Here is a 24,966-nt window from a genome sequence, read left to right on the forward strand (position 1 = left end):
GACCTCGACAACCGCCCACAATTCAGTTCCGCACTTCGGGCAGCGGCCAAGTCCGTAAGCCCAGACGTCGCGCCCTACCGACGCTGGCTCCGGCCCCACGGGAGACCGCCGCATCCTGGGCGCAAGGCCCCAAACGATGTCGCCCGCGGAGAACCGTCTGTGCTCCAAGACGCCGATGTCCGCCTGAAAGTCCACCTCACCCAGGAAACCGCAGGCACTGCACTCCACCATCCCCAAGAATTCATTGTACCTGCCCATCGCACCGCCCCGTGCTGCCATGGCCCCTCGCTTTCAGGGCCGTGAATGGGTTCTCCTACAAGGAGTTCATCTTCATCGCACCAGGGGGACAGAATGCATTGCCGTTGGCTCGTCGTCGCATTGACCCTGCTGTCCGTCGGCTGCGCCCACTCGAAGCGCACGCCCGAAGCGGAGCTGCCCAAGTACGAGCACGTCTTCCAGAAGCCGCTGACTGAGGCGCTCGCGGCCACGCGCCAGTTGCTCGAAGAGCGGGGCTATACGTTCGAGGAAACGGAAGACCCCAACCAGCTCGTCACCACCTGGTCCGAGCCTGAGCGGGTCGACTCGCTCAACACCACCTATACGCGCTACCTGGTGACGGGCATCCAGGTGGCCCCGCGCCAGTCCGTCGTGCGCATCTTCCGCATGACCCAGCAGACCTCCGGCAATGACATCGAGTGGCGCGCGCAGTGGTGGAAGGTCGGCGTGCAGCGATGGGAGCAGACCTCGAATCCCTTCGTGAAGGGGGTGGACTTCAACCAGGACGATGCGATGACCAAGCGTCTGTCCATGCTGCGCGCCGCCCAACAGGGCACCCGCGACCTGGACCTGGAGCAGGCCCTCACCCTGCGGCTGGAGTCCGCGCCCTCCGTCGAAGTCCTCGCGGGCAACGTGGCGGAGGAGAAGCGCCCCGACCCTGTCCGCGCCCCCGAGTTCTACCTGGAGCGCTGGAAGGACGAAGCCGTCGCGGCAGGCCCGTGCACCACGCCCGTGCGCGGACTGGCGGAGCTGCTGCACCCGGGCCTCACCCTGCTCATCGGCGAGCAACTGGGCTCCAACGAGGTGCCGGACGTCGTGGGCCACGTGGTGTGCCAGGCCGCGCGGACAGGGCTCGCCGTGGTGCTGGGCCTGTCGCTCCCCGAAACGGAGCAGGCTCGCGTGGACAAGTACCTCTCCAGCCCCGGCGCCCCGGCGGACCAGGACGCGCTGCTGGAAGGCCGCTTCTGGACCCGCACGTACCAGGATGGCCGCAGCAGCCGCGCCGTCATGGACCTCATCGACCGCGTGCGAGCCCTGCGCGCGGCGGGCCTGCGCGTGACGGTGGTGGCCTACGACACGGACGTGCTCAACGGCAGCGAGCGCGACGCCGCCCAGGCCCAGGTCTGGACGAAGCGCCGCGCCGCGAAGCCGGACGAGGTCCAGGTGGTGCTCGCCGGCAACACCCACACCCAGATGCGGAAGGGCACGCAGTGGGACCCGTCCTTCACGCCCATGGCGCACCTGATGAAGGAGCACCGCTCCCTCGTCGTGCTGGAGATGAGCTACGCGCAGGGTCTGCGCTGGGGCTGTGACCTGGACCGCGACAGCAAGCTGGTCTGCGGCATCGTGGGCGCCACGCCCGCCCCGGAGGTGGCCGCCCGCCCCGGCCTGAGCCCGTACATCCAGCTGCGCGAGACCGCTCCCAATGAGCCCTTCCAGGGCCTGCTGTACGTGGGCAAGCTCACCGCCTCCCTGCCGGCCATCCTCGGACGCCACATGGAACCGCCCAAGGACCCGCGCCAGGCCCCCCGGACGCCCGGCCGCGACACTCCCCTCCCGGGCGTCTTCTAGCGGCGGCCCCGGAGGATTGACGAACGTTAACGTCAGGGTTAATCATTCACCATGACGTTAACGAAGTTCGTCCGCCCGGAGTCACCGCAATGAAGCCCATCCCCGAGGACTGGCCGCGCATCTCCTCCAGCCTCTTCTACGTGGACGCCCCCGCCGCCATCGACTGGCTGGAGCGCGCCTTCGGCTTCCAGACGCGCCTCAAGGTGGAGGGCGCGGACAACAGCATCGTGCACTCGGAGCTGGCCTACGGCGACGGCGTCATCATGGTGAGCTCCTCCGGGCGCCACGGCCTCCACCAGAGCCCGCGGCTGCACGGGGGCGTCAATACCCAGACGCTCATGGTCTACGTGGACGACGTGGATGCCCACTGCGCCCAGGCGCGCGCGGCCGGCGCCGTCGTCATCCAGGAGCCCGAGACCAAGAACTACGGCGACGACTGGGGCACCAACCGCACCTACGGCGCCGAGGACCTCGAAGGCCACCGCTGGTGGTTCACCCAGCGCGTCTTCGGGCCGAAGTAGGCTCCCCCTCATGGCCACCCCGTCCGCGCTCGACCGCACCCTGGCCGCCCTCGCAGACCCCACGCGCCGGGGCGTCGTGGACCGGCTGCGCCAGCGGCCCCACCCCGCCGGAGAGCTGGCCGCCGCGTTCGACATGAGCCCCCCGGCCATGTCCCGCCACCTGCGCGTGCTGCGCCAGACGGGGCTCGTGGAGGAGCGCATCGACACGGACGATGCGCGCGTGCGCGTCTACTCGCTGCGCCCGGAGCCCTTCGCCGCCCTGCGCGGCTGGCTCGACGAGGTGGAGTCCTTCTGGGGGGACCAGTTGGGCGCCTTCAAGGCCCACGCTGAGCGCACCCGGGGCACGAAGCCCTCCGGGGGCCGCAAGTCATGACGGCCGACCGCGCCCGCGTCACCACCTTCGTCGCCGTGTCCCCGCTGGACGCCTTCGAGGTCTTCACGGAGGAGACCGACCTCTGGTGGAGCAAGGGCCCGCGCTACCGCGGCCTGAAGAACCCTCGCGGCGTGCTGCGCTTCGAACCGCCCGGCCCCGGCGGCCGGCTGCTGGAGTCCTTCGAGGACGACGTATACGAAATCGGCCGCGTGCTCGTCTGGGAGCCCGGCGCGCGGCTCGTCTTCCAATGGCGCGCGAGCAACTTCGCCCCCGGGGAGACGACCGAGGTCGACGTCCGCTTCGAGCCCACCTTCGGCGGCACCCGCGTGGTGTTGGAGCACCGGGGCTGGGACGCCATCCGCATGGACCACCCCGTGCGCCACGGCCAGGATGGCGCGGCCACCGTCGCGATGATGGGCCGCTTCTGGGGGGACCTCGTCACGCGCTACCGGCTCCACGCCGCGCGGCCCCGCCCCACGTAAGTCAGCCCCCTCCTACTTGCAGGGGCCGCAGTCCGCCGCGCAGCTGTCCGCCGTGTTGCTGGCGCCGCACTTCTCCGTCATCTGGCACACGCCGTCACCGCAGCGGTAGATGTCCTGGGGCAGCATGCGCGTGGTGATGGGCCGGTAGTTCACGCCATTGTACGTGCAGCGCGTGTAGTACGTCCGCGTGGCGTCCAGCGTGCAGTAGTACCGGCACGCGCCCACGTGCTTCATCGGCGTGCACGCCGTCGTGTCGCTCCAGGACGACAGGCCGCAGGTGCGCACCGTGCTCTCGTCGTAGTCCAGGTACGCGCCGTCGTTCGCCGCGAACGTGCCCTCGCCCGTGAAGAGGTTGCCGAAGAAGCACGCTTCCTTCTCATTGTATGTATTCAGCTCGTCCGTGGAGTACGGCATCGCCCCGCCCACCGCGTCGCGCCCCAGCACGGAGATGTTCACGTGCACGCCGTACTTGTTCGCGTGCGCCGCCAGGCACGCGCTCACCACCTGCTGCTCCGCCACTGACGCCGGCTGCCCGCCTGCCCATCCCGGCGCCAATCCCAGACTCCCGCTCCACGTGTAGATCTTCCCCGTGGAAGGCGACTGGTACGTCAGCGTCATCCCCGCGGCCATCGAGCACTGCACCACGTAGCGCATCACCATGTCCGCCGACGCGGGATCCTGGCTGAACCAGGTCTGGAAGCCATTCGTGGACAGGCCGTTCGTCGACAGGCCATTGGTGGAGAGGCCATTCGTCGACAGGCCATTGGTGGAGAGGCCGTTCGTCGACAGGCCATTCGTCGACAGGCCATTGGAGGAGACCAGCCCGGCCGAGGACTGGCCCGTCAGCCCGGCGGCTTCCTCGAAAGGAGCGCCGCAGCCCACCAGCGCCGCGGCCAGACAGAGCGCCGTCCAGGGGGAGGAACGGAATGAAACACAGAGAGGGGGATTGAGGTGCATGGGGACTGCCTCCGCGTGAGGGGCCTCACGAGCCGTGCGGCCTGATCAACCGGTAAACGCACCCAGACGAAGCGAGCAGCGTCCCTGCCCTCCCGGCCCATCCCCTTCGGTCCTTCGCACAACACGCGCGGCGTGCGGCGGCGGACGCTCCTTCCCTCACCGCATGGCGGCGAACGCTCACCCCTTCCAAAAAGGTCAGGCCGTCCGCGTGCGGCTCTTGCCTGCCTTCGCCCTGGCCTTCGGACGCGGCGGCCGGGGCAGCCGCACGGTGAACGTCGTGCCCTCCTTCTGTGTCGACGTCACCTCCACCGTCCCCCCGTGCGCCTGGACGATCTCCTTCACGATGAACAACCCCAGCCCCAGCCCGCTGTTGCGACGGCCGCCCTGTTCACGCTCGCCCTCGCCCTGGCGGAACGGATCAAACAGCCGCTCACGCAGCTCCTCCGGGATGGGGTTGCCGGGGTTCTGCACCTCCAGCACCTGGTGCTCGCCCTTCGCCCAGCAGCGCAGGAACACCGGCGCGTCCGGGCTGCCGTGCTCCAGCGCGTTGCCCACCAGATTGGAGAGCACCTGCGCCAGCCGCTCCGCGTCCCACTCCCCTTCCGCCTTGCCGTCCACGTCCACCGCCACCGCGCGGTCCGGGTACGCCGCGGCCAATTCGTCCACCACCTGCTGACACACCGCCCCCAGGTCCGTGGGGCCCTTGCGCAGCGGGATGCCGCCGGCCAGCCGGGCGCGCGTCAGGTCCAGCAGGTCCGCGATCATGTTCCCCATGCGCGTCGCGGACGCTTCAATCCGCTGCGCATGCTGGCGGTGCTGCTCCGGCGTGCACTCCAAGGGCCCCCGGCGCTTCTGCGCCCGCGCCGACAGCACGATGGCGTTGAGCGGATTGCGCAGGTCATGCCCCAGGATGCCGATGAAGCGCTCGCGGAAGCGCGCCTCCTCCACCATCGTCTCCATCTGGCGGGTGCGCTCGGTGACGTCCATCATCGAGCCAATCATCCGCACCGGGCGCCCCTCGTCGTCGCGCGCCAGCACGCCCCGGTCCAGCACGTGCGCCCAGCTGCCGTCCGCGCGCTGGAAGCGGTACTCCTCGCTCCAGACGTCGCCCGTGGACGCGACGAACTCCACCAGCCGGTCCACCACCCGGTCCCGGTCCTCGTCGTGCACGCGCTCGCCCCACCAGCCCAGCTTGTGCTCCAGGATGGACGTGGCGTGGCCGAACGCGTTCCCCGTGCCCGGGTCCCAGCGCACGTGGTCCGTGGCGAAGTGCCAGTCCCACAGCACGTCATGCGTGGCGCGCGTGGCCAGCCGGTAGCGCTCCTCCGCCTCCCGCAGGGCGCTCACCGTCTGCTCCGCCCGGGCCAGCGCCGCCTCCACCTCCTGCCGCGCCGCCCGCTCCCGCTCCGCCTGATGCGCGTCCGCCGCCTGGCCCTCGTCGCGAGGCAACAGCCACAGCGCCAACCCCTCTCCGTGCCGCACCACCACGTACCGCCGCCCCGCCGGGTCCCCCGGCAACAGGCCCACGTGCGGCACACCACGCATCAGCACGCGCACGAAGGCCGCCACGTCGAACATCGCGGCGCCCTCCCGCGTCCACAGGGACACATGACGGCCCAGCTCCAGGGAGCGCACCCAGCCCTCCGCCGGGACGTTCATGGACGTCCAGCGGAAGTCGAGCGCTTCGCCTGTCTCCCCGTGCAGCGGCTCGAGGAGGATGCAGGGCGTCTCGCTGTCAGCGGGCAGTTCCCATGCCGGAGCCATTCCCGGCCCCCAGGACAAACCCATCATCGTGCTCCCCCCGACGCTACAGGTCTGTTTCCCCCACCCATCACGTCGGTGCCGGGCAGGCTGGAAAAACCCGCGTCTCACGGAATACTGACACATCTGGCCATGAGTGGAGCAGCCCTGGAGGGCAGGGGGCGCGAAAATCGGTTCACCCCCGAGCAGTGGCCCTGCCCTGGAGGGCAGGTCAGTACCGGCCCTTGACGCCAATGATGGGCAGGGCGATGGGCAGTCCCACCGCACTCTTGGTCAGGGGTTGCCGGCTGTAGCCGCCGCCCAGGTAGTCGAAGCCCAGCGTCTCCGTGTTGAGGGTGACGTTGAGCATGTCCAGGTAGGCCTCCAGACTGAAGGTTTCGTAGGCCCAGGCCTTGGAGACGCGCAGGTCGAAGCGGAAGAAGGGCGGCAGCCGGTCCACCCGGTCGCGATCCACCTGCACCCACGTGGGGCGGCCGTCGGAGTCCACGCCCTCGCGGTGCGTCTGGCTTCCCAGGGTGCCGTACTCCGGGCGTCCGCTGTTGAAGTGGAGCACGCCTCCCAGGGTGATGTTGTTGGAGAACTTGTGGCTGACCACCAGGTTCAGGATGTGTGTCTGATCGAACGCGAAGGGCAGATCCGCGGTGTCCTCGGAGATGGCCCGACCTGATGAGTCGTATCGATAGAAGGTGGTCCGCCGCGTGCTGCGCTGGAGGCTGTACGAAAGCCAGCCGAACCAGTTGTTCCCCAGCGGGTAGCGGATCAGCAACTCCAGGCCATACGCCAGGCCACGGCTGGTGAAGTCCGGAAAGTCCCAGTCGTCCCGGCTGACGGGCGGTCCATCCACGTCGATCTGCCGCGCGCGCACCCGCCGGAAGCCATCCTGGCGGACGCCCCCACCGGGCGGAGGGTCCACGACGTCCGGGTCGCCCGGGTCTCCGATGTCGTCCAGGTCGTCCGTCAGGCCCTCGTCGGAGAAGGGCGTGAGCTCGATGGTGCGCAGCATGGGGTTCACATAGACGTCCAGCCCCACCTCCCACTTGTCGAAGGCCTTCCACTCCACGCCCGTGGAGAGCTGCACGCCCTCCTGGAGGCCCAACAACAGACTGCCCACGTCCACCACCGGCAGGCTGATGAGGGTGGTGGGCGGCTGGTGGAAGATGCCCGCGCCGCCCTTGAGCGTCACGGTGTCGGTGAGCTTGTGGCGCACGGTGAGGCGCGGCTCGATGACCTTGTGGTCGAACCCGCCGGACAGGTGGTAGCTGTCCAGGCGCAGGCCGGGCACCACCGTCCATCTGTCATTGGGCGTCCACACGCCCTCCGCGTACGCGCCGGTGAAGGTGGCCAGCGCCACGGGCACGCGCACCGTGTCCTCCTCCACCGGCTGGCCGTTCTCCACCGTGAGCACGTCCACGATGGCGCGCTTGTGCTCCAGGTCCGCGCCCGCGCGCAGCAGGAGCCGCTCATCCAATGGCACGCTGTAGCCCAGGCGCCCGGAGAAGTTGCCCTGGTCGATGTAGATCTCGTTCCCGTCCTCCGGCCCGCGCGACACGACGGCGAAGCGGTCCATGCCCCACGTGCCGCCAATCTCGAGCTCGCCCTTGCCCAGCGGGTGGCGGCCTCGCAGGTCCACGCGGTGGAAGGCGACGGACTGGAGCGCGGTGTCGCCCTGGTCGTCCTGCGCCTCCGAGCCGAACGTGTCCGACGAGCCAAAGGCAAACAACCGCAGCTTGCCCCGCCCCACGTCCTGCTCCACGCGGGCCTGGTAGTCCCAGAAGTCCAACACCACCTTGGGATTGGTGCGCCCCGGAGGCGGCGGGTCCTGCAACTGATTGGCCGCGAGCGCGATGATCCACGGCGTATAGGAATAGCGGCCCGCGATGCTGACGTTGGTGCCGGTGGACTTGAAGGGCGTCTCCAGGAAGAAGCCCGCGTTGATGAAGTCCGCGTAGGCGCTGCCGTGCACGCGGTCATCGCGAGGCCGGGTGAGGCGCCCGTCGATGGCGCCGCCCATCAGCCGGCCGTACTGCGGCGGCGGCGAGCCCGGATAGAAGTCGATGGCGTCCAGGAAGTCCGGGTGGATGACCGCGGGCCCCAGGAACAGGTGGAAGAGGATGGGGATGCGGATGCCATCCAGGAAGTAGCCCGTGGACGCGGGCTGGCTGCCGCGCACCACCGGGTACGCCACGCCGGACAGCATGCTGCCCACGCCCGGCAGCAGCATCACCACGCGGAAGGGGTCGCCCATGGTGCCGGGCACCTCGCGCAGCTCCGCGTCGTGCAGCGTGATGCGGCTGACCTCCGTGCGCTCGCGGTCGCCTCTCACCACCGTCTCGTAGGGGTTCACCACGAGCGGCTCCAGGCCGTAGACGACCTCCAGCGACTCGGTGGACTTCAGCGCCTCGCGGAACAGGCCGGGCTTGTGGCCGGGGGCGAACACGCGCACCGCCTGGCCACCCGTGGGGAAGCGCGCCTCGAAGCGGCCGTTCTCGTCCGTCTGCACCGGCGAGTCCGGCGCCGCGTCCGACACCAGCGTCGCGCCAATCAGAGGCCGGCGGTTGCCCTTCTGCCGCACCAGGCCCTTGAGGGTGATGGGGCCCTGCGGTGCCAATGTGCCGCCGTCGGCGCTGGAGGCCACGGGGACGGGCGCCTCGAAGCGGTACTCGAAGGACAGGCGCACCGCGACGGGCTGGCCCTCCATCGTCGCGGGAGAGAAGCGCAGGGAGGGCGCCGCGTGCAGCGCGGCCTCGTTGAGCAGCGGGTGCACGCCCTCCACCAGCGTGGCGGAGTCCACCTCGCCCGCCTCGTCCACCAGCAGCTCCAGCTTCACCGTGCCCGCCACGCCCTCGCCCACCAGCCGGGGCGGGTACGGCGCGGGCGAGTCCCCCACCAGCGCGGGCGGCACGAAGGCGGCCTGCGCGGTGCCGCCGTCCGCGCCGTCACCGGGGACCGCGCCGGGCTCCACCGCCCAGCCACCGTCCGTGGTGCGCTGGAGGTCCGCCTCCTTCGCGACCGTGCCCGTGCCCCCGTCCCGAGGTCCGTCCCCTTCCGTCCAAGGCGCGTCCATGCTCCGAGGCGCGGCGCCGGTGGTGAGGTTCTCCTCCGTGACAGGCGGGCCCGCGTCCAGGGTGTCGCCCAACCGGGCACTGCCAGGGTCCGCTTCAGGAGCCTGGGCCCGGGCCGGCCACGACAGGCACAGCAAAAGCGCCAGCGCGGCGACGTGCCAGGGCGTGCTCCTTTTCGCGAAGGTCATGGGCGATGGCGTTCGTGCAAGGCAGGTCCGGGCCAGCATCCATGAGGCCAGGGGATGTCCGCCCTGACAAGCGCTGCTCCGTGACGCGTGCCATCACCGCCCGCCTGGGGCCGCGCGGGCGGCGCCCCCTTTCCGCTGGAGGACACTTGCCCTCCGCGTCACGTCTCGCCGTGGATGACGAGGTGGGTCCCCGGGACGGGGCGCCCCATTTCGGATCCATCCCCACCTTCCAGGAAGTCGCCCTTTCCCACTTCCCCGGACGCCATGCCCATGGTGGAACGCCCCAACCCTCCCAGACTCCACACCCACGACATGCACCAAGGCAGGGTTCGCGCGGCGCCCGGCGTCACGCGAGCCTGCTCATGATTCCCCCGCCGTCCCTGCGCTACCTTCCCCACGGACTGCTCGCGTCACTGCTGTTGTGCCTGATGTTGATGCCGTTGCTCTTCCCGCCGTCGCTGGCGCGCGCGGGCAATGAGGGGCCGGACACGTTCATCGACGAAGGGCCCCCCGGGGCCACGCCCTCCAGGGAGGCCACCTTCGTCTTCACCGCCACCACGCTGAAGCCCGTGTTCTGGTGCTCGCTGGATGGCAGCCTCTACATCCCCTGCGAGTCCCCATGGCGCCTGAAGGACCTGCCCCTGGGCGAGCACACCCTGGACGTGTACGCGGTGGACGTGAACACCGCGCAGCGCGACCCCACCCCGTCCGGCTGGGTGTGGCGGGTGACGCAAGCCGCCCCGCGCGCGGGCACGGCCCGCCCTCCCGCGTCGGCTCCCTGAAGAGGCCCTCTTTCAGCGGCGCGTGGGCAGGATGGCGCTGGCCACCAGGCTCATCAGCTTGAGCTGGGGGCGCGGCAGCCGGCGCACCGCGCGCAACAGGCGGCGCATCTCCGGCAGGTCGTCCTTGTCCGTGGAGTCCTCCTCCCACAGCCCCGCGCCCGCCGCCGCCGCCAGGGCCAGCCCCAGGGACGCGTCCGCGGACAGCTGCAGCGCCAGGCACAGGCGGAACAGCGTGGGGACGCTGGGCATCATCTTGCCCCGCTCCAGCCGGCCGTAGACCTCCGACGCGATGCCGACGCGATCCGCCACGTCCGCCTGCGTGAGGCCAGCCCGCAGCCGCGCGGCCCGGGCCGCCGCCCCCACGCTGACCGCCAGCTTGCGCTCCAACTGCCGCCGCGACAGCGCCGCCGCCGACGCGGGCGCCGCACGGGGCTTCTTCCGGACGCGGCCGGATGCGAGAGGACCTCGGGGGTGGGTTTTCACCACATCAACCTTGCACGTGACGTCCGGTGGGGTGGCCGCAAGGCTCGCGACCCCGCCACCGCCGGAACGGTTCAGAGGTCGTTATAACCCGCCACGTCACCCGGGCCCATCCCTATATGGCAGGTAGTCCTGCATTCCCCCGTCCACGGGAAGCGCGGCGTTCACGGCGCCATTAGCCCACATGAAACGACACGCGCGTCCGGGAAGGACTGGGGGATTGTCCGGCTTCGGGGTCCCGGGGTTGCGCCGGGGCTCAACCGTCCGCCGTGGCCACGCGTTCCCATCCATCCGGGTAGTGCGTCACGAGCCCCAGCGCGTCGGTGTCCAGCTCCGCGACGAAGGTGCCCTGCGCGCTCTCGTAGCGGTAGCGGGTGGAGGACAGCCGGGTGTAGCGCTGCTCCAGCCGCTCCAGGGACAGGTCCGGCAGCCGCACCCACGCGGCCGTCGCGTCCCGGGCCTGGCCCGGCTCCAGCGCCAGCCGGCGGATGGGCAGGGTGTTGGTGGCGGGGGTGACGCTCAGGTCCACGTCCACGCACCCGCGCAGATGCGGCACCTCGCGCCCGTCGCGCCACCAGCGCTGGTGGTCATCCACCTGGAGCACCAGCGTGCGCCGCGTGCCGCCCTGGTGCACGGCCAGCCGCGCCTCGCGCGTGTGCCAGTCCGGGTCGCACGCCACGGTGTAGCGCACGAGCAGCGGCAGCCCCTCGCCCACGAGCACCACGGTGCCGGTGAGGAGGGGCCCTTCGGCGGACTCCCACAGCTCGAAGTGCTCGGTGCCGGGGGACTCCAGGCGCCGCCAGGTGAGGGACTGGAGACAGCGACCCTCGGGCGTACCGCCGGGCCGGGCGGTGCGCGAAGTCATGGGGGCGGCGGCCTCACGGCGCGCCCCGTCCCGCGTAGAGGCAGTCCAGGGCCTCGTCCAGCAGGCACAGGGCGGCGTCGCTCCAGCCGCGCAGCCGCTGCTGGGGCGTGGGGCGGCCCACGTGGGGGATGAGCTGCGCGTCGGCCGCGTCCTCGATGAACTGGGCCTGCTGCTCCGGGTTGAGCTCCGCCCAGCGCCGGTGGCCCACGGCCTTGCGCCAGTCGTAGCCGTCACCCAGGTACTGGGCCGCGAGCGCGCCGCTCAGGTAGCCCGTGCCGCCGTGCTGGTGCTGCCACACGTGCGTGAGCTCGTGCACCAGCAGCCGGAAGCCCACCGCGCCGTAGCCGGGCGGGATGAAGAGGACGTCGCCATGCGCGAACGCGCGGCCCGGCAGCCCCAGGAGGCCCAGGGCGCCCTCCTTCACGCGCACGCAGCGGTAGTCCAGGCTGTCGCCGAAGATGGGGCGCAGCCGCTCCACCTCCGCGTCCGTCAGCCGGCGGCCCACGGGCTCCAGGCCCGTCACCACCTGCACGGCGGACAGCACACGCCCGCCCAGCATCAGCACCAGGTCCACCGGCACCTGCGCCACGCGGAACAGGCAGCGCTTGAGCTGGGGCAGCCCGTCCTTGGAGCGCCCCGTCGCGCAGCGGGCCATGCCGCTGGCGAAGAGCATCAGCGCCAGGTACGCGCTGCGCGCGGCGCCCGCGGACGCCCCGGCGATGCCGGTGAACAGCCCGTGGCCCGCGTCCGCCACCCGCGCCGTCAACGGCGCCAGGCGGGGAGCGTCACGGCGGGAGTCACGGACGGCTTGCGGATTGAGCGAGGTGGGAGACCCCAAGGACCCTCTCCAGGAGCATGCGCAGCTCACCGGCGCGCCAGGGCCGGCCGAGTGCGAAGTGGGTGTCACAGGCCGTCAGGAAGGTGGCGCTCGCTTCAGGACGGAAACCGGAGGACAGGAGGATGCGCGGACCGTGGAAGCCCCGGTCCACCAGACGGCAGAGGAAGTCGCTCACGACGCGGCGATCCGCGTCCAGGTCCAGCACCAGCCCGTCCACCGCCACGCCCATGTCCAGCCGCCGGTCCGCCGACGTCGCCCCCAGCGACGTCACGATGCGGCACGCCAGCCCCACCTCACGCGCCACCGCCAGCCGGACCTCGGGGGCCTCGGAGACCACCAGCAGGACCGGGGCCGCCTTCCCCGTCCGGGGCGCAGCGGCAGGGACCCGGGTCCCGCGCCGCGCGCCCGGAGCCGCGGGCGCCGTGGGACGGCTGAAAGCGAATTCCGGGACAAGGAGGGAAGACGGTGCGGTGGACACGCCCCGTACAATAAGCAGCAAGAACGGAAATATCAAGCTTGGCTTGAATCACCGCCAGAACGGGGAGTTCCTACCAGGGTGAGGGATGCGATCTCCGGGGCGGGGCCCAGGCGCATGGGGGGCCCCCAGTAGCCGGTGCCGCGGTGCGTATAGACCCGGGTCCCGGCGACGGTGGCCAGGCCCTGGACGACGGGCTGCTGGAGCTTCACGAAGAACATGAAGGGGAAGATCTGCCCGCCGTGGGTGTGGCCGGACAGCTGGAGGTCCACGCGCAGGCCCTGCAGGGACAGGGCGGTGCGGGGCTGGTGGGCCAGCAGCAGGCGGGGCACGTCCGGCGGGGCGCCGGCGAGCGCGAGGTCGGGGCGGCTCTCCAGGGGCGGATCGATGTGGCCGGCGTCGTGGTCGGTGACGCCCGCGACGACGAGCCTCGCGCCGCCGCGCTCCACCACGCGGTGTTCGTTGGTGAGGACGGTGATGCCCAGCCGGGCGACCTCGGCCATCCAGGCGCGGGCGCCGTGGTAGAACTCGTGGTTTCCGGTGACGTAGTAGACGCCCAGCGGGGCCTTGAGGGACGCGAGCGGCGTCATCTGGTCGCGCAGGTCGTCCACGGAGCCATCCACCAGGTCACCGGTGATGGCGACGATGTCCGGCTTCAGGTCGTTGACCTGGTCCACCACGCGCTGGAGCCACACGCCATCCAGGGTGGGGCCCACGTGCACGTCGGACAGCTGCACGACGCGCAGGCCCTCCAGGCCCAGCCCCAGGTCCTTCAGGGCCACGGTGGTGCGCTCCACGCGGGCCCTGCCGCGCGCGGTGACGAAGGCGAAGGCCACGGCGGGCACGACGGTGCCCAGCACGGCGGCCGCGCGGCCCCGGGCGAGCGCGTGCATGTCCGTGACGGTGCCGGACAGGGACAGCGCGGCGCCCACGACGTCCGAGGCCAGCACCGCGGTGAGGAACACGCCGAACGCGCCCAGCCACAGGTACGCGCCCCACTGGATGACGCGGGAGAAGCCGGTGGCCTCACGGCGCGCGGCGCGGAAACCCGCCAGCAGGACGAGGAAGCAGAGGCCCAACAGCCCCCAGCCCACCGCCGCCCAGGGGGCGGGCCAGCCGGGCGCGGTGAAGAGGCGCAGGCCGATGTAGACGTGCAGCGCGACGGGCAGGCCCAACCCCAGCAGGAGGGACAGCACCCACCGCCAACCCGGAGCCCCGGCCGAGCGCCGGGGCCTCCGTGATGAAGCTTCTTCCGAGGACACGTCCGTCGTCACGCGCGCCACCCTGTCGTCCCGGGAGCCGGGACGCCTTCGAGCGCGGGAAGATAACGGCCCCCCCACCGCCGCGCCCGCCGACCCGGCCGGACGCCTGGCGGGCCCTCAGCTCCGCATGCGGCGGCGCCGGGCCAGGGCGCCCAGGCCCACCAGCGCCCAGAGGCTGATCATCCCCGCGGGCGCCGAGCCGCAGCCGCAGCCCACGTCCAGGTCGGTAGGGCCTCGCACCTGGAAGCCCACCTCCGGGGAGCGCGGCCCCGCCTCGCCCGAGTCGGTCAGCACCTGCGCGACGACCTTGTGCGCCCCCGTCGCGAGCGCGGTGTCCGCCGTCAGCACGTGGCGGAAGACCCCTTCGTCATCCGCGGTGGCGGTCGCGAGCGCCTTGCCGTCCACCTCCAGTCGCACGGACGTGCCGGGCAGCGCCACGCCCACGAACATGAAGGTCGGATCCACCGTCGAGCCCTCCTCGGGCACGAGCACCATGGGCGTCGCCGGATCCACCGTGCCCGCGTCGGTGCCGCCATCCGCGGCGGCCACGACGACCTCGAAGCCCACGACGTCGGAGTACGGCCCGTCATCGCCCGCCTCGTTGTGCGAGTGCACCGTGACCTTGTGCGTGCCCACGCTCAGCGGCTCCGAGTCCGGCACCTGGTAGCGGAAGCGCCCCAGCAGGTCCAACGGCACGATGTTGTCCGGCCCGTCGTCGATGACCACGCCCACGTTGACGCCATTGGGCGCGGTGCCGGCGAACAGCGGCGTGGGCCCCACGGTGTCTCCATTCGAGGGCACCACCAGCACGGCCATCTGCACGACGCCACCGTCCGCGAGCACCACCGCGGGCGTGGTGAAGCGCACCGGCGTGGAGGGCTTGCTCGCCACGCCCAGCGACTCCGCCCACGCGACGACTTCATGCACGCCCGCGCTCAGCGGCGCGGTGGGGTCGAAGGTGAAGCGGCCATCCGACCCCGGCACCGTCGCGCCGATCTCCCGCCCATCCACGACGATGTGGACGACCGGGCCGTTCGTGCCCGCGGTTCCCTCGAAGCGCGGGCGCGTGGAGGTGGACACCTCGCCCGACACGGGCGCCGTGATGGCGGGCGTGACGGGGACCTGGAAGGACTGGGACACCTGCTGCACCGTCCCCGTGGACGTGCCGCTCGTGGACGTGCCGCCGTCCGGAGTGCCGCCATCCGACGCCGTGGTGGCCGGCCCCGCGCCGTACGAACCCGCGCCCGCGTAGGCGGACACGCCCGGGCTGCCCGCGCTCACGCTGGGCGGGCACGCGAGGGTCTTGCCCTCGAGCAGGATGCGGCCACCGGCGCCACCACCGCCCGGTCCGAAGGGCTGCTTGTCCAACTGCGTATTGCCGCCCGCGCCGCCCCGCGCCTCGACCCCGCCGCAGTTCAGGAGGTCCACCGCGCGCAGCACCACCGCGCCGCCCGCGCCGCCACCGCCCGCGCCGTCGTTGCCCGTCGAGGCCCCCGCCGTCGAACCCGACGCGCTGTAGATGCCCTTGCCGTCGAACGCGGTGGAGCGGATGAACACCACGCCGCCGCCTGCGGCGCCGTTGGCACCGGCCGTGTCGGAGCCCTGCCCCGCGCCGCCGCCACCGCCGAACGTGAAGCGCTCGAACACGGAGTAGCTCAGCGCCGCGCCGCCCAGGCCGCCCTGGTCGCGCGCGCCGTCGCCCGTGGCCGTGCGCCCACCGGTGCCACCCACGCCGCCGTGTCCGCCACCGCCACCGCCGGCCGCCGCGCAGTTGCCGCCGCCACCGCCGTTGGCCAGGTTGCCGCGCCCGCTGACGATGCCGGTCCGGGACACCGTGCCCGCCACGCCCTCGCCGCGCGCGGATCCGCCCTTGCCCTGCTCCAGTTCCAGCGCCGTGCAGCCATTCAGGTCGGCGGCGTCGGTCCGGAAGATGCCGCCCTGATAGCCCAGGCCATCCGCGTCGATGCGGCCATCGTTGACGACCTTCCCACTCACCAGCATCGCGAGGATGCCGCCGGACTTGCCGTTCCACGGCGACACGGTGAGCCGCGCGCCATCCTGGATGATGACGTCGGAGTACTCGTACACGCGCAACACCTGGGCGCGTCCCGCGGCGTACGCGTAGCGCAGCGGCGCGGTCAGCGTGAGGAGGGCGGGCGTGGTGGACGACACCTTCGCCACCCGCGCCAGCTCCCAGCGTCCCAGCGTGACCGTCCCCACCAGCGACACGGGCTTCGTGTTGCCCACGTCAGGCGCGGAAGCCAGGCCGGTGCTCTCGTGGATCATCACCAGGTCGCCCGCGGCGATCTTCGTGCCGGACACGACCAGCTCCAGGCCCCCCTCCGCGACGCTCTTTCCCAGCGGGGCGTCCATGCCCAGGGCGAGCCCCTGTCCCGCGACGAGGGTGAGCACGCCGTCGCGTCCGGTGCCCAGGTCAAAGGAGTCCGGCTCCGCGCGAGCGACCTGCGCCAGGAGCAATCCAACGATGAGAGCCAGCGTGATGCGCATGCCCCCATGGTGCCCCACCGGGCGTCCGGGGTCGAGGGTGGCCCCCCGCTTCAGCGGGACGGAATCAGGTCCTGGAGGCCGCGCGCGTTGAGGGGCGCGAAGAAGGGCTGCCGCAAGAGCCGTCCCAGGGCGCGGCGCTCGACGCAGAGCAGTTGGAGCGAGTCCTCCCACTCCCCCAGCACCGCCACCGCGCGCACGTCGGCCGCGTCGCGGTACAGGTCGTTGAGGTTGTGCACGAGCGCGGCCACGTCCTCCACCTCCCAGCGCTCCGTGACGTCGCCCGTCGCGACGTGCAGCTCCAGCGCGGGGCGCTCGCGCACGTCCACGACCTTGAGCTTGCGCGCCGCGCCGCCCATGGCCGCGGTGAGGGGGCCCACCAGCTCATCCGGCCGGACGCCGTACCCCACGGTGAGCCCGCCCACGAGCAGGCCCGCTTCGCACAGCCGCAACAGCGACACGTGGGGAGGCTCGCCCCTGGGTACGAGCCCGGACGCGGCGGCGGAGTCCTTGAGCAGCCGCTCGCGGTCGAGCGCATCCAGCAGGGAGGCCATGGCCGGGCCACCCTATCAGGGCTCCTCGCCCTCCCAGTAATCCACCTGCGCGTCCAGGGGCAGATACGCGTGCAGCGTGCGAGCGGCCTTGTCGCCCCCGGGCGCCGCCCCCGCGAAGACGCCCACCTTCTTCGAGTCCGGATACACGAGCACGTCCGGCGCCTCCATGGTGGAGAAGCACAGGTAGCGCAGCGGCTCGTCACCGTCGTTGATGAGCTGGTGCGCGCACTCCGCGCCCGGAGGCAGCGCGACGTAGTCCCCTGCGCGCACGGGCAGCGTCTCCGTTCCCAAGCGCAGCGCCCCCGTGCCGGACAGGACGTACACGGCCTCTTCATTGCCCAGGTGGTAGTGCAGCGGCCACGAGCGGCGGCCCGGAGGAAGCTCCACCAGGCTGCACCCGAGCTTGCGCCCATGCGCGGCGGCGCCCAATTGCTTGCGCTTGAGCGCCACGCGGCTGCCGTGGGCGAGCTCGGTCCAGGGAACGTCCTCGGCGTGGATGAGGTGGGGCGAGGCCATGGTGGGCTCCTGTCTCACGGGCGCACCGCGACGAGCGCGAACACGCGGTGGGGAACGGACATCGGCTCTTGAGGGAAGCGCGCGGCGAGGAGCGCGGCCAGCGCGGCGTCGAAGCGGGCCACCTCTGCTGGAGGGAGCATGGCGCCGATGCGGGCATTGGCGCGCATCCGTCCGCGCCACGCTTCGTGGGTGTAGGGCGTGAGCGTGTCGAAGGTGAAGGACGTGAGGGACTGGAAGCCGGCCACGCCCACGTCGCGGAACCACTGCGGGTAGATGCCCACGCCCTGGCCGAAGTGATCCACGGCCAGTTTGACGCGGGGGCTGAACTCCTCCACCAGGGCCTCGGTGGCCTCCAGCAGGTTGCCGGGCAGGGCCGTCCAGTCGAAGTGGCAGAGGATCAGCTTCCCGCCGGGCTTGAGCAGGCGGAACACTTCGCGCGCGGCGGCGGCGCGGTCGAACCAGTGCCAGCACTGGCCCGCGAACACGCGGTCGAAGGACCCCGAAGGCAGGCCGGTGTTCTCCGCGGGCGCTTCACCGAATTCGATGGTGAGGCCCTCGTCGCGAGCGAGTCGTGCGGCGGCCTCCAGTTGTGGCGCGGACACGTCCTGAGCGGTGACGTCGCAGCCGCGCCGGGCCAGGTTGCGAGCGACGGTACCCGTACCGGTGCCCAGGTCGAGCACCCGCAGGCCGGGCTTGAGCACGCCGTCCTGTTCGAGCCGTGTGTAGAAGGCATCCGGGAAGCCTGCCCGGTGCTTCGCGTAATCCGACGACGTGCGTCCGAAATCCACGTTCATGGTCGCTCTCCCCGCCTGGAATGGCCTCACCATGAGCGGCTCAGCTCGACAGGATGGTCCAGTCGAGTCGAGACTCCGCACCAGGGAGGCACGCGAAACATGGTGCGTCGTGCAGGGGGACGTTCTCAATCTCGATTCGACCATCCAGTTGAGGAGGAGCTGCTGCGCGCGGAGGAAGCAGCGGCCCTGCTGGGGGTAAAGCGGGCGACGCTCTACACGTATGTCAGCCGGGGACTCGTGCGGTGCGTGCCGGAGAAGGGCACGAAGGAGAACCGCTACCTGCGCGCGGACGTGGAGCGGTTGAAGACACGCCATGACGCACGGGCAGGCCACGCGGCGGTGGCATCCGGAGCCCTGCGCTGGGGCGAGCCCGTCATCGACTCATCGGTGTCGCGCATCAGTGAAGAAGGGCTCTCATACCGGGGCCGCGACGCGGTGGAGCTGGCCACGCGAGGCCACCGCTTCGAGGACGTAGCGGAGCTGCTGTGGACCGGGCACCTGCCCCTGGAGTCCACGACGTGGCCCGCGGCTGAAACACAGTCATCCTCCCTCACCCCCACCGCGCTCGCGGCCATGCTCCCGCGAGACACTCCGCCCCTGTCCTCCCTGGCCGCGCTGGTGCCGCTCCTCGCCGCGAGCGACGCGGGGCGCTTCGCCGCGCCCGTGGAACAGGACATGCTCCGCGCACGTCGGCTCATCCGTCACCTGGGCGCGTGGGTCTGCGTGGCCCAGGCGCCTGGCCGCGTGTCACGCGCGTTGAAGGAACCCACGGTGGCCGCCTCACTCGCCACGGCGTGGGATGCGAAGCCGAAGCGGACCGCGGAGCTGATCAACCTGGCGCTGGTGCTCTGCGCGGACCATGAGCTGAACACCTCCACCTTCGCGGCCCGCGTGACGGCCTCCTCCGGCGCGGACCTGTACGCGTGCATCAGCGCGGCGCTCGCGGCCATCTCCGGCCACCGTCACGGCGGCGCTTGCGACCGCGTGGAAGCACTCATCGCGGAGGTCGGCCGTCCCGAGCGCGCCGCGCAGGTCGTCCACGGCCGCCTGCGCCGGGGTGAAGCCGTGACAGGCTTCGGCCACCGCCTCTACCTGAAGGGCGACCCGCGCACGCCACCGCTCGTCGAGGCCGCGTTGAGCGTGAAGCCTGAAGCCCCCAAGGTCCGGGTGGCTCGCGCCGTGATGGACACCATGCTCGACGCCGGCCATCCGCCGCCGTCACTGGACTGGGGCCTGGTGATGCTCGCGGACGCGCTGGGCCTGCCCTCTGGCGCCGCCACCGTGCTGTTCAGCCTGGGCCGCACCGCGGGCTGGGTCGCCCACGTCCTGGAGCAGCGTGAACAGGGCCACCTGCTGCGCCCCCGCGCCCGCTACGTGGAGGCCCCCGCCCGGTAGCGCCGTGAAACATTCCGTGCGGCTGTCACCTGGCGTGCACGCCGCGCGGCTTTCCGTTTGGCGCTCCGGGCTCCCGTGCACACACTGGCAGCCCCGTGAGCACCTCCCGTCCGACCCTGCCCTATCCCGCCCTGATGCTGCTCGGCAACGTGGCGTTCATCGCGTCGTGGATCGTCATCCTCAAGCGCCCCGAGGGCTGGCAGGTCGTGGGCCCCGTCCTCCTGCTCCTCTTCCTGGGCCTGCGTGTGGGCGGCGTGTGGAAGTACGCCCTGAACCATCCGGACCCCGCCGGCCGCACGAAGCGCTCCGCCATCCTCTCCACCGTGCTCGCCGTCCTGGCCGTGGGCCTCTGGGGCTACACGTGGCTGAGCGGCCCCCGGTAGAAACGAAACGGGCGCCCCTTCCGTGAGTGGAAGGCAGCGCCCGTCGTCACTTCCCACAGCGTGGGAGGCCCCGCGTCAGACGTTGAAGCGGAAGTGCATGCAGTCGCCGTCCTGCACGACGTACTCCTTGCCTTCCACGCGCAGCAGGCCCTTCTCCTTCACCGCCGACTCGCTGCCCAGCTTCACCAGGTCCGTCCACGAGAAGACTTCCGCCTTGATGAAGCCGCGCTCGAAGTCGGAGTGGATGACGCCCGCCGCCTGCGGCGCCTTGAAGCCCTTGTGGATGGTCCACGCGCGGCACTCCTGCTCGCCCACCGTGAAGTACGTCCACAGGCCCAGCAGCTTGTAGCCCTCGCGCACGACCTTGTGCAGGCCGGGCTCCGTCAGGCCGGAGTCCGCCAGGAAGCCAGGGCGGTCGGACTCGGGGAGCTGCTGGATCTCCGACTCCAGCGCCGCCGCCAGCACCACCACGCCCGCGCCCTCCTTCGCGGCCATCTCGCGCACCTGCTGCACGCGCGGGTCCGCGTCCTCCTTGCCAATCTGCTTCTCGCTGATGTTCGCCACGTACAGCACGGGCTTGTCCGTCAGCAGGAACAGGTCCTGGATGGCCGCCTTCTCTTCGTCGGTGAGCTTCTGCGCGCGCACCGTGATGCCTTCATCCAGCTTCGCCTTGATGCGCTCCAGGAGCGCGACCTCGGCCTTCGCCTCTTCGCCCGCCTTGCCACCGACCTTGGTGTTCTTCAGCGAGCGCTCGCGGCGCTTCTCCACGGTCTCCAGGTCCTTGAGGCACAGCTCCGTGTCGACCACGTCCCGGTCCCGCACCGGGTTCACGCCTCCCTCGACGTGGGTGACGTTGTCGTCCTCGAAGCAGCGCAGCACGTGGAGCACCGCGTTCACCTGCCGGATGTTCCCCAGGAACTGGTTGCCCAGGCCCTCGCCCTTGGACGCGCCGCGCACCAGGCCGGCGATGTCCACGAACTCCAGCGACGTGGGGATCTTCTTCAGCGGCTTCACGAGCGCCGACAGCTGGTCCAGGCGGTCGTCCGGCACCGGCACCACGCCCACGTTCGGCTCGATGGTGCAGAACGGATAGTTCGCCGCCTGAGCGCCCGCGGCGGACAGGGCGTTGAACAGGGTGGACTTGCCCACGTTGGGCAGACCGACGATGCCGATGGAGAGAGCCATGATGGATTCCTGGAACAGGCGGGCGCGGCGGAAGACTCCCGGCCTTTAGGCCGAGCGGCGGGTCGCCGTGGCGCTGGTGGCGCCGGGCAGGCCCTGCACGAACTGCTCGGCCAGCGCGCGGTGCTTGGCGTCGTCCATGCGCTCGTTGATGAGCTTGCCGGCCACTTCCATGGCCAGGTCCACGGCCATGGAGCGGACCTCCGCGATGGCCTTGGCCTTCTGGTCTTCAATCTCGCGGCGGGCGGACAGCTTCAGCTCCTCCGCCTCCTTGCGGCTCTTGGCCATCAGCTCGTCGCGGAACTTCTCCATGTCCGCCTGCACGCGGCGGGTGGTCTCCGCGGCCTCGCGGCGGGCCTCGGCGATGGCCGTCTTCTGGTCGGCGAGCAGCTTCTCCGCCTCGGCGCGCTCACGCTTGGCGCTCTCGATGGCGTTGGAGATCTGCTTCTCGCGCTCCTCGACGAGCGACAGGATGGGCCCCCACGCCTTCGCCCGCAGCACCAGCAGGACGATGACGAAGGTGACGATGGTCCAGAAGATGAGGCCCGGACGGACCTCCACGAAGCTGCTGGCGGCGAGGACAGAGGGCAGGAACATGGCGGGTCCCGGTGAAGCGAAAAGACAGAGGGAGGATGCGGGAGACTTCAGGTGAGACGGGTCCTTCGCACTGCGAGCCGGAACGCCGGCGCCCCTTCTTCCCGAAGAGGACGCCGGCTCCCGGTGACACCAACGCCCTGACTAGACCTTGATGGCCAGCAGGATGCAGACGACCAGCGCGAACAGCGTGGCGCCTTCGATGAGCGCCGCGGCGATGATCATCGTGGTGCGGATGTCGCCGCCGGCGGCCGGCTGACGGCCCGTGGCGTCCATGGCGGCGGCGGCCAGCTTGCCGATGCCGAGGGCGGCGCCGATGATGGAGAGACCCGCGCCGATACCGGCGGCGAGGAACGCGAGAGCGATGTTGGTCATGGGAGCACGTCTTCTTTCGTGAGGCGGGACCCACTTGTGGGGGGGTCGTGAAATCCCTTTAGGACTACCTCCGGCGGCCTTTCGAACCGCCGGGTCTTCAACCGGGGCGCGCCGTCACCCGACGTGCGCCCCGTCAACTTGGAACGGACGGCTCAGCCGACGTGGTGCGCCTTGCCGTGGTCGTGGCTGTGGCCCGTCTCGTGGTGCTCGTCGTGGTGGTGGCCCATGGCCACGCTCATGCCGATGAACAGCGCCGACAGCATGGTGAACACGTACGCCTGCACGAAGGCCACGAACAGCTCCAGCAGGTAGATGCCGAAGGCGAACGGCACGCTCACCAGGGCCACCGCGGGGTTGCGGAGCATGAAGATGAGGCCCAGCAGGAAGAAGATGACGATGTGGCCCGCCAGCATGTTGGCGAACAGACGGATGGTGAGCGCGAAGGGCTTGGTGAACAGGCCCAGGAACTCCACCGGAATCATGATGGGCCACAGCCAGGGAGCCACGCCGCCCGTCAGGTGCTTGAGGTAGCCACCGATGCCCGCCGCGCGGATGCCCGCCGCCTGCGTGACGAAGAAGGTGCACAGCGCCAGGCCGCAGGTGACCGCGATGTTGCCCGTGGCGGTCGCCATCCAGGGGAACAGGCCCAGCAGGTTCATGAAGAGGATGAAGAAGAACGCGGTGAGCAGGTAGGGCACGTAGCGGGGGCCCTCCTCCTTGCCGATGTTCTTGATGGCCAGCTCGTCACGGACGAAGAGGACCAGCATCTCGAAGAGGTTCGCCCCGGCGCCGCGCGGCACGAGCTTCGTCTTGTCGCGGTTGCTCCAGATGAGGATGGAGCCGATGAGCAGCAGCGCCGCCAGCCACATCATCACCGTGTGCTTGGTGATGGAGAGGTCCAGGCAGCCGGCGCCCAGGTCCGGGTAGACCTCGCCGTGGCCGCCGCCGTGCGGGTCGGCCACCGGCGTGCAGGCGCCATCCTTCAGCGGGATGAGGATCTGCGGCAGGTGGATGGGGATGTGGTTGTGGCTGAGCGGGATCTCGAACTCGTACTCGTTCGAGTCGGACACGTGGTGGAGGATGTAGCCGGCGACGTCCTCGCCCTCGGCGTCCTTGTCCTCGTTCGCGTAACCGTGCTCGCCGGCCGGGTCGGAGGCCCACACGGCGCCCGCGAACAGACAGGCGAACAGCACCATTGCCTTGCGCATCACTCGTCTCCGCCCGCCGTGTCTTTCGACGCGGCCATCACGTAGCTGACTTCAATCCACTGCAGCGCGAAGTAGACGCCGAAGAAGCCGCCCACGAACGCGATCGCGCTCAAATTCCGGGACACCACCCACGCCAGCCCGATCCCCACGCCCACGCCCCTGAGGGCGAAGACCACACCGACCACCTTCAACGCCGCCTTCAAATCCGCCTGCAACGACGCGCGCCGCTTCAGCACCAGCGCCAGCACACCCGTCACCGCCGCGATGCCCACGCCCAGGAGCGCGGAGACCCGGTCCTCCGTCACCTTCGGCAGCGCCGCCGCCACCACCCCGCCCACGCCCATCACCGCCGCCGCCAGCCCCGCGTGCGTCCAGAACGGGTCCCGCTTCAACTGTCCGCCCGTCCCCGTCACTTGCGCTTCCCCAGCCGCGCCATCGCGTGAAGGAAGCCGTAGAACCCCACGCCAATCCCCACCAGGCTCAAGCCCAGGAGCAGCCAGGGCGCGGTCCCCAGCCACTTGTCCAGGAAGTACCCTCCCAGGACCCCCACCACCGCCCCGCCCACCAGCTTCCAGACCGCGGAGATGTACGGCTCCGCCGCCCGCATCTGCCGGGCCGTCTCGCCCAGCTCACTGCCCGGTTCGTCCGCCTGCTTCCGAGGCTCCTGGTCTGCCATGCGGACGCCTCACCAAACCCCGGGAAAGTCTTGGGTTTCCTTCACCAACCCCGACCCCGCCCATACACGCGCGGGCGCCGCTTAGCACCGAATGAGCGGCGCGTGCAACCGGTACGGGGGCGCGGGACGCCCCACCGCCAGCAGCGGTTGCGGCACCCGCAAGCGCAGCTACCACGGCGCCGGGTCCATGGGGGTGGTTTCTCCTCTGTAGGAGGGGCTCAAAAGAGCAGGCGTCCCGGGGGGCGCCCGGTGGATCAGCGGCGGCCAGGCTCCAGGGGGGTGACGGGCGGCCGGGCGGAGCGCCCTCCGTCTCTCAGCACCGGGGCCGCGGCATCGCCAGCTTGGCAGGGGTCACGTTGGCCGTTCATGCCCAAGGAGTCACGCATGCCGAAGCCGCTCGAGCTCACCTCTCCGAAGTTCAAGGACGGGATGCCCATCCCCATCGCCTACACCGGCGAGGGCGACGACAAGGCCCCTCCCCTTCACTGGGAGAACCTCCCCGCCGGGGCCAAGAGCCTGGCGCTCATCGTGGAGGACCCGGACGCGCCGGACCCGGCGAACCCGCAGCGCACCTTCTGCCACTGGGTCCTTTATAACCTCCCGGTCAACGCCCAGAACATCCCGGACGGGGCCACCCTGGACGTGCTGCCCGACGGGGTGAAGCTGGGGCGCAACGACTTCGGCCGGCAGGACTACGGCGGCCCCATGCCTCCCATCGGGAGCCACCGGTACTTCTTCAAGCTGTATGCCCTGGACACGGTGCTGCCGGACCTGAACCAGCCCACCCGCACGGAGCTGCTCAAGGCGATGCAGGGCCACATCGTGGGCGAGACCCAGCTCATGGGCACCTACGAGAAGACGCACCACCGCAAGCACTGAAGGCGCACGGG

At 71.0% G+C, this 24,966-nt stretch carries 26 protein-coding genes; 8 read left to right on the plus strand and 18 right to left on the minus strand.

Annotated elements, in window-relative coordinates; all coding sequences use genetic code 11:
* The first annotated feature begins 351 nt into the window (after positions 1 to 351).
* The 4 genes from ACX114_RS37645 to ACX114_RS37660 all read left to right on the plus strand — a co-directional run bounded on the left by ACX114_RS37645 (position 352) and on the right by ACX114_RS37660 (position 3,224).
* Complete coding sequence (locus tag ACX114_RS37645; protein WP_459292518.1) at positions 352 to 1,848, plus strand: hypothetical protein; 1,497 nt, start codon at positions 352 to 354, stop codon at positions 1,846 to 1,848.
* Positions 1,849 to 1,937: 89 nt separating this feature from the next.
* Positions 1,938 to 2,369, plus strand: coding sequence for a VOC family protein (locus ACX114_RS37650; RefSeq protein ID WP_459292520.1), 432 nt, complete (start codon positions 1,938 to 1,940; stop codon positions 2,367 to 2,369).
* A gap of 10 nt (positions 2,370 to 2,379) precedes the next feature.
* Positions 2,380 to 2,742 carry an ArsR/SmtB family transcription factor gene (locus ACX114_RS37655; protein ID WP_459292522.1) on the plus strand — a complete coding sequence of 121 codons (363 nt, stop codon included), beginning with the start codon at positions 2,380 to 2,382 and terminating at the stop codon, positions 2,740 to 2,742.
* On the plus strand, positions 2,739 to 3,224 hold the full coding sequence (locus ACX114_RS37660) for an SRPBCC domain-containing protein (protein ID WP_459292524.1): 486 nt from the start codon (positions 2,739 to 2,741) through the stop codon (positions 3,222 to 3,224). The genes ACX114_RS37655 and ACX114_RS37660 overlap by 4 nt, the downstream gene beginning before the upstream one ends.
* A gap of 12 nt (positions 3,225 to 3,236) precedes the next feature.
* Here the strand turns inward: ACX114_RS37660 and ACX114_RS37665 are convergent, their stop codons facing one another.
* From ACX114_RS37665 to ACX114_RS37675, 3 genes are all read right to left on the minus strand, one after another.
* Complete coding sequence (locus ACX114_RS37665) at positions 3,237 to 4,181, minus strand: hypothetical protein (protein WP_459292526.1); 945 nt, start codon at positions 4,179 to 4,181, stop codon at positions 3,237 to 3,239.
* A gap of 195 nt (positions 4,182 to 4,376) precedes the next feature.
* Positions 4,377 to 5,945, minus strand: a complete 1,569-nt coding sequence (locus tag ACX114_RS37670) for a PAS domain-containing sensor histidine kinase (protein WP_459292528.1) — start codon at positions 5,943 to 5,945, stop codon at positions 4,377 to 4,379.
* Positions 5,946 to 6,153: 208 nt separating this feature from the next.
* The gene (locus tag ACX114_RS37675; protein WP_459292530.1) at positions 6,154 to 9,192 is read right to left on the minus strand and encodes a TonB-dependent receptor domain-containing protein; all 3,039 of its coding nucleotides are present in this window, start codon (positions 9,190 to 9,192) and stop codon (positions 6,154 to 6,156) included.
* 362 nt (positions 9,193 to 9,554) lie between these two features.
* Here ACX114_RS37675 and ACX114_RS37680 point away from each other — a divergent pair, with 362 nt between their 5' ends.
* Positions 9,555 to 9,974 carry a hypothetical protein gene (locus ACX114_RS37680; protein WP_459292532.1) on the plus strand — a complete coding sequence of 140 codons (420 nt, stop codon included), beginning with the start codon at positions 9,555 to 9,557 and terminating at the stop codon, positions 9,972 to 9,974.
* Positions 9,975 to 9,986: 12 nt separating this feature from the next.
* Here ACX114_RS37680 and ACX114_RS37685 read toward each other — a convergent pair whose 3' ends face one another.
* The 9 genes from ACX114_RS37685 to ACX114_RS37725 form a co-directional block, all read right to left on the minus strand.
* Positions 9,987 to 10,457 carry a helix-turn-helix transcriptional regulator gene (locus tag ACX114_RS37685; protein ID WP_337459953.1) on the minus strand — a complete coding sequence of 157 codons (471 nt, stop codon included), beginning with the start codon at positions 10,455 to 10,457 and terminating at the stop codon, positions 9,987 to 9,989.
* 253 nt (positions 10,458 to 10,710) lie between these two features.
* Entirely contained in the window at positions 10,711 to 11,319 is a 609-nt protein-coding gene (locus ACX114_RS37690; RefSeq protein WP_459292534.1) for a putative glycolipid-binding domain-containing protein, read from the minus strand.
* Between the two features lie 13 nt (positions 11,320 to 11,332).
* Complete coding sequence (locus ACX114_RS37695) at positions 11,333 to 12,157, minus strand: hypothetical protein (RefSeq protein WP_459292536.1); 825 nt, start codon at positions 12,155 to 12,157, stop codon at positions 11,333 to 11,335.
* Entirely contained in the window at positions 12,117 to 12,494 is a 378-nt protein-coding gene (locus tag ACX114_RS37700) for a hypothetical protein (RefSeq protein WP_459292538.1), read from the minus strand. Before ACX114_RS37700 ends, ACX114_RS37695 begins: the two co-directional genes overlap by 41 nt.
* A gap of 173 nt (positions 12,495 to 12,667) precedes the next feature.
* On the minus strand, positions 12,668 to 13,828 hold the full coding sequence (locus ACX114_RS37705; protein ID WP_459292540.1) for a metallophosphoesterase: 1,161 nt from the start codon (positions 13,826 to 13,828) through the stop codon (positions 12,668 to 12,670).
* Between the two features lie 183 nt (positions 13,829 to 14,011).
* A complete protein-coding gene (agmC, locus tag ACX114_RS37710) occupies positions 14,012 to 16,402 on the minus strand; it encodes an adventurous gliding motility protein AgmC (protein WP_459292542.1) in 2,391 nt (796 codons plus the stop codon).
* A gap of 50 nt (positions 16,403 to 16,452) precedes the next feature.
* Entirely contained in the window at positions 16,453 to 16,953 is a 501-nt protein-coding gene (locus ACX114_RS37715) for a hypothetical protein (protein WP_459292544.1), read from the minus strand.
* Between the two features lie 15 nt (positions 16,954 to 16,968).
* A complete protein-coding gene (locus ACX114_RS37720; protein ID WP_459292546.1) occupies positions 16,969 to 17,469 on the minus strand; it encodes a cupin domain-containing protein in 501 nt (166 codons plus the stop codon).
* Positions 17,470 to 17,483: 14 nt separating this feature from the next.
* On the minus strand, positions 17,484 to 18,263 hold the full coding sequence (locus ACX114_RS37725) for a class I SAM-dependent methyltransferase (RefSeq protein ID WP_459292548.1): 780 nt from the start codon (positions 18,261 to 18,263) through the stop codon (positions 17,484 to 17,486).
* Positions 18,264 to 18,362: 99 nt separating this feature from the next.
* Here ACX114_RS37725 and ACX114_RS37730 point away from each other — a divergent pair, with 99 nt between their 5' ends.
* Both ACX114_RS37730 and ACX114_RS37735 read left to right on the plus strand, forming a co-directional pair.
* A complete protein-coding gene (locus tag ACX114_RS37730) occupies positions 18,363 to 19,658 on the plus strand; it encodes a citrate synthase (RefSeq protein ID WP_459292550.1) in 1,296 nt (431 codons plus the stop codon).
* Positions 19,659 to 19,753: 95 nt separating this feature from the next.
* Positions 19,754 to 20,041: a hypothetical protein gene (locus ACX114_RS37735; RefSeq protein ID WP_459292552.1), complete on the plus strand. Its 288-nt coding sequence runs from the start codon at positions 19,754 to 19,756 to the stop codon at positions 20,039 to 20,041.
* 75 nt (positions 20,042 to 20,116) lie between these two features.
* On the opposite strand, the gene ychF is transcribed toward ACX114_RS37735, so the two are convergent.
* The 6 genes from ychF to ACX114_RS37765 all read right to left on the minus strand — a co-directional run bounded on the left by ychF (position 20,117) and on the right by ACX114_RS37765 (position 24,076).
* A complete protein-coding gene (gene ychF / locus ACX114_RS37740) occupies positions 20,117 to 21,226 on the minus strand; it encodes a redox-regulated ATPase YchF (RefSeq protein ID WP_206787130.1) in 1,110 nt (369 codons plus the stop codon).
* Between the two features lie 45 nt (positions 21,227 to 21,271).
* Entirely contained in the window at positions 21,272 to 21,820 is a 549-nt protein-coding gene (atpF, locus tag ACX114_RS37745) for a F0F1 ATP synthase subunit B (protein WP_014400381.1), read from the minus strand.
* Between the two features lie 141 nt (positions 21,821 to 21,961).
* Positions 21,962 to 22,192: an ATP synthase F0 subunit C gene (locus tag ACX114_RS37750; RefSeq protein WP_014400382.1), complete on the minus strand. Its 231-nt coding sequence runs from the start codon at positions 22,190 to 22,192 to the stop codon at positions 21,962 to 21,964.
* Between the two features lie 152 nt (positions 22,193 to 22,344).
* Positions 22,345 to 23,400, minus strand: a complete 1,056-nt coding sequence (gene atpB / locus ACX114_RS37755) for a F0F1 ATP synthase subunit A (protein ID WP_459292555.1) — start codon at positions 23,398 to 23,400, stop codon at positions 22,345 to 22,347.
* On the minus strand, positions 23,400 to 23,813 hold the full coding sequence (locus tag ACX114_RS37760) for a hypothetical protein (protein ID WP_459292557.1): 414 nt from the start codon (positions 23,811 to 23,813) through the stop codon (positions 23,400 to 23,402). Before ACX114_RS37760 ends, atpB begins: the two co-directional genes overlap by 1 nt.
* Entirely contained in the window at positions 23,810 to 24,076 is a 267-nt protein-coding gene (locus ACX114_RS37765; RefSeq protein ID WP_459292559.1) for an AtpZ/AtpI family protein, read from the minus strand. The genes ACX114_RS37760 and ACX114_RS37765 overlap by 4 nt, the downstream gene beginning before the upstream one ends.
* Before the next feature lie 384 nt (positions 24,077 to 24,460).
* Here ACX114_RS37765 and ACX114_RS37770 point away from each other — a divergent pair, with 384 nt between their 5' ends.
* Positions 24,461 to 24,955: a YbhB/YbcL family Raf kinase inhibitor-like protein gene (locus ACX114_RS37770; protein WP_459292561.1), complete on the plus strand. Its 495-nt coding sequence runs from the start codon at positions 24,461 to 24,463 to the stop codon at positions 24,953 to 24,955.
* The last annotated feature ends 11 nt before the right edge of the window (positions 24,956 to 24,966 follow it).

This window comes from Corallococcus sp. M7 (genome assembly GCF_054512695.1).

Bases quoted from the DNA above. Each gene is read 5' to 3' on its own strand.
- ACX114_RS37670 (WP_459292528.1), bottom strand. From the start codon at position 5,945: ATGGCTCCGGCATGGGAACTGCCCGCTGACAGCGAGACGCCCTGCATC.
- ACX114_RS37750 (WP_014400382.1), bottom strand. From the start codon at position 22,192: ATGACCAACATCGCTCTCGCGTTCCTCGCCGCCGGTATCGGCGCGGGT.
- atpF (WP_014400381.1), bottom strand. From the start codon at position 21,820: ATGTTCCTGCCCTCTGTCCTCGCCGCCAGCAGCTTCGTGGAGGTCCGT.
- ACX114_RS37690 (WP_459292534.1), bottom strand. From the start codon at position 11,319: ATGACTTCGCGCACCGCCCGGCCCGGCGGTACGCCCGAGGGTCGCTGT.
- ACX114_RS37660 (WP_459292524.1), top strand. From the start codon at position 2,739: ATGACGGCCGACCGCGCCCGCGTCACCACCTTCGTCGCCGTGTCCCCG.
- ACX114_RS37680 (WP_459292532.1), top strand. From the start codon at position 9,555: ATGATTCCCCCGCCGTCCCTGCGCTACCTTCCCCACGGACTGCTCGCG.
- ACX114_RS37765 (WP_459292559.1), bottom strand. From the start codon at position 24,076: ATGGCAGACCAGGAGCCTCGGAAGCAGGCGGACGAACCGGGCAGTGAG.
- ychF (WP_206787130.1), bottom strand. From the start codon at position 21,226: ATGGCTCTCTCCATCGGCATCGTCGGTCTGCCCAACGTGGGCAAGTCC.
- atpB (WP_459292555.1), bottom strand. From the start codon at position 23,400: ATGCGCAAGGCAATGGTGCTGTTCGCCTGTCTGTTCGCGGGCGCCGTG.
- ACX114_RS37725 (WP_459292548.1), bottom strand. From the start codon at position 18,263: ATGAACGTGGATTTCGGACGCACGTCGTCGGATTACGCGAAGCACCGG.
- ACX114_RS37650 (WP_459292520.1), top strand. From the start codon at position 1,938: ATGAAGCCCATCCCCGAGGACTGGCCGCGCATCTCCTCCAGCCTCTTC.
- ACX114_RS37770 (WP_459292561.1), top strand. From the start codon at position 24,461: ATGCCGAAGCCGCTCGAGCTCACCTCTCCGAAGTTCAAGGACGGGATG.
- ACX114_RS37675 (WP_459292530.1), bottom strand. From the start codon at position 9,192: ATGACCTTCGCGAAAAGGAGCACGCCCTGGCACGTCGCCGCGCTGGCG.
- ACX114_RS37665 (WP_459292526.1), bottom strand. From the start codon at position 4,181: ATGCACCTCAATCCCCCTCTCTGTGTTTCATTCCGTTCCTCCCCCTGG.
- ACX114_RS37645 (WP_459292518.1), top strand. From the start codon at position 352: ATGCATTGCCGTTGGCTCGTCGTCGCATTGACCCTGCTGTCCGTCGGC.
- agmC (WP_459292542.1), bottom strand. From the start codon at position 16,402: ATGCGCATCACGCTGGCTCTCATCGTTGGATTGCTCCTGGCGCAGGTC.
- ACX114_RS37715 (WP_459292544.1), bottom strand. From the start codon at position 16,953: ATGGCCTCCCTGCTGGATGCGCTCGACCGCGAGCGGCTGCTCAAGGAC.
- ACX114_RS37655 (WP_459292522.1), top strand. From the start codon at position 2,380: ATGGCCACCCCGTCCGCGCTCGACCGCACCCTGGCCGCCCTCGCAGAC.
- ACX114_RS37730 (WP_459292550.1), top strand. From the start codon at position 18,363: ATGGTGCGTCGTGCAGGGGGACGTTCTCAATCTCGATTCGACCATCCA.
- ACX114_RS37720 (WP_459292546.1), bottom strand. From the start codon at position 17,469: ATGGCCTCGCCCCACCTCATCCACGCCGAGGACGTTCCCTGGACCGAG.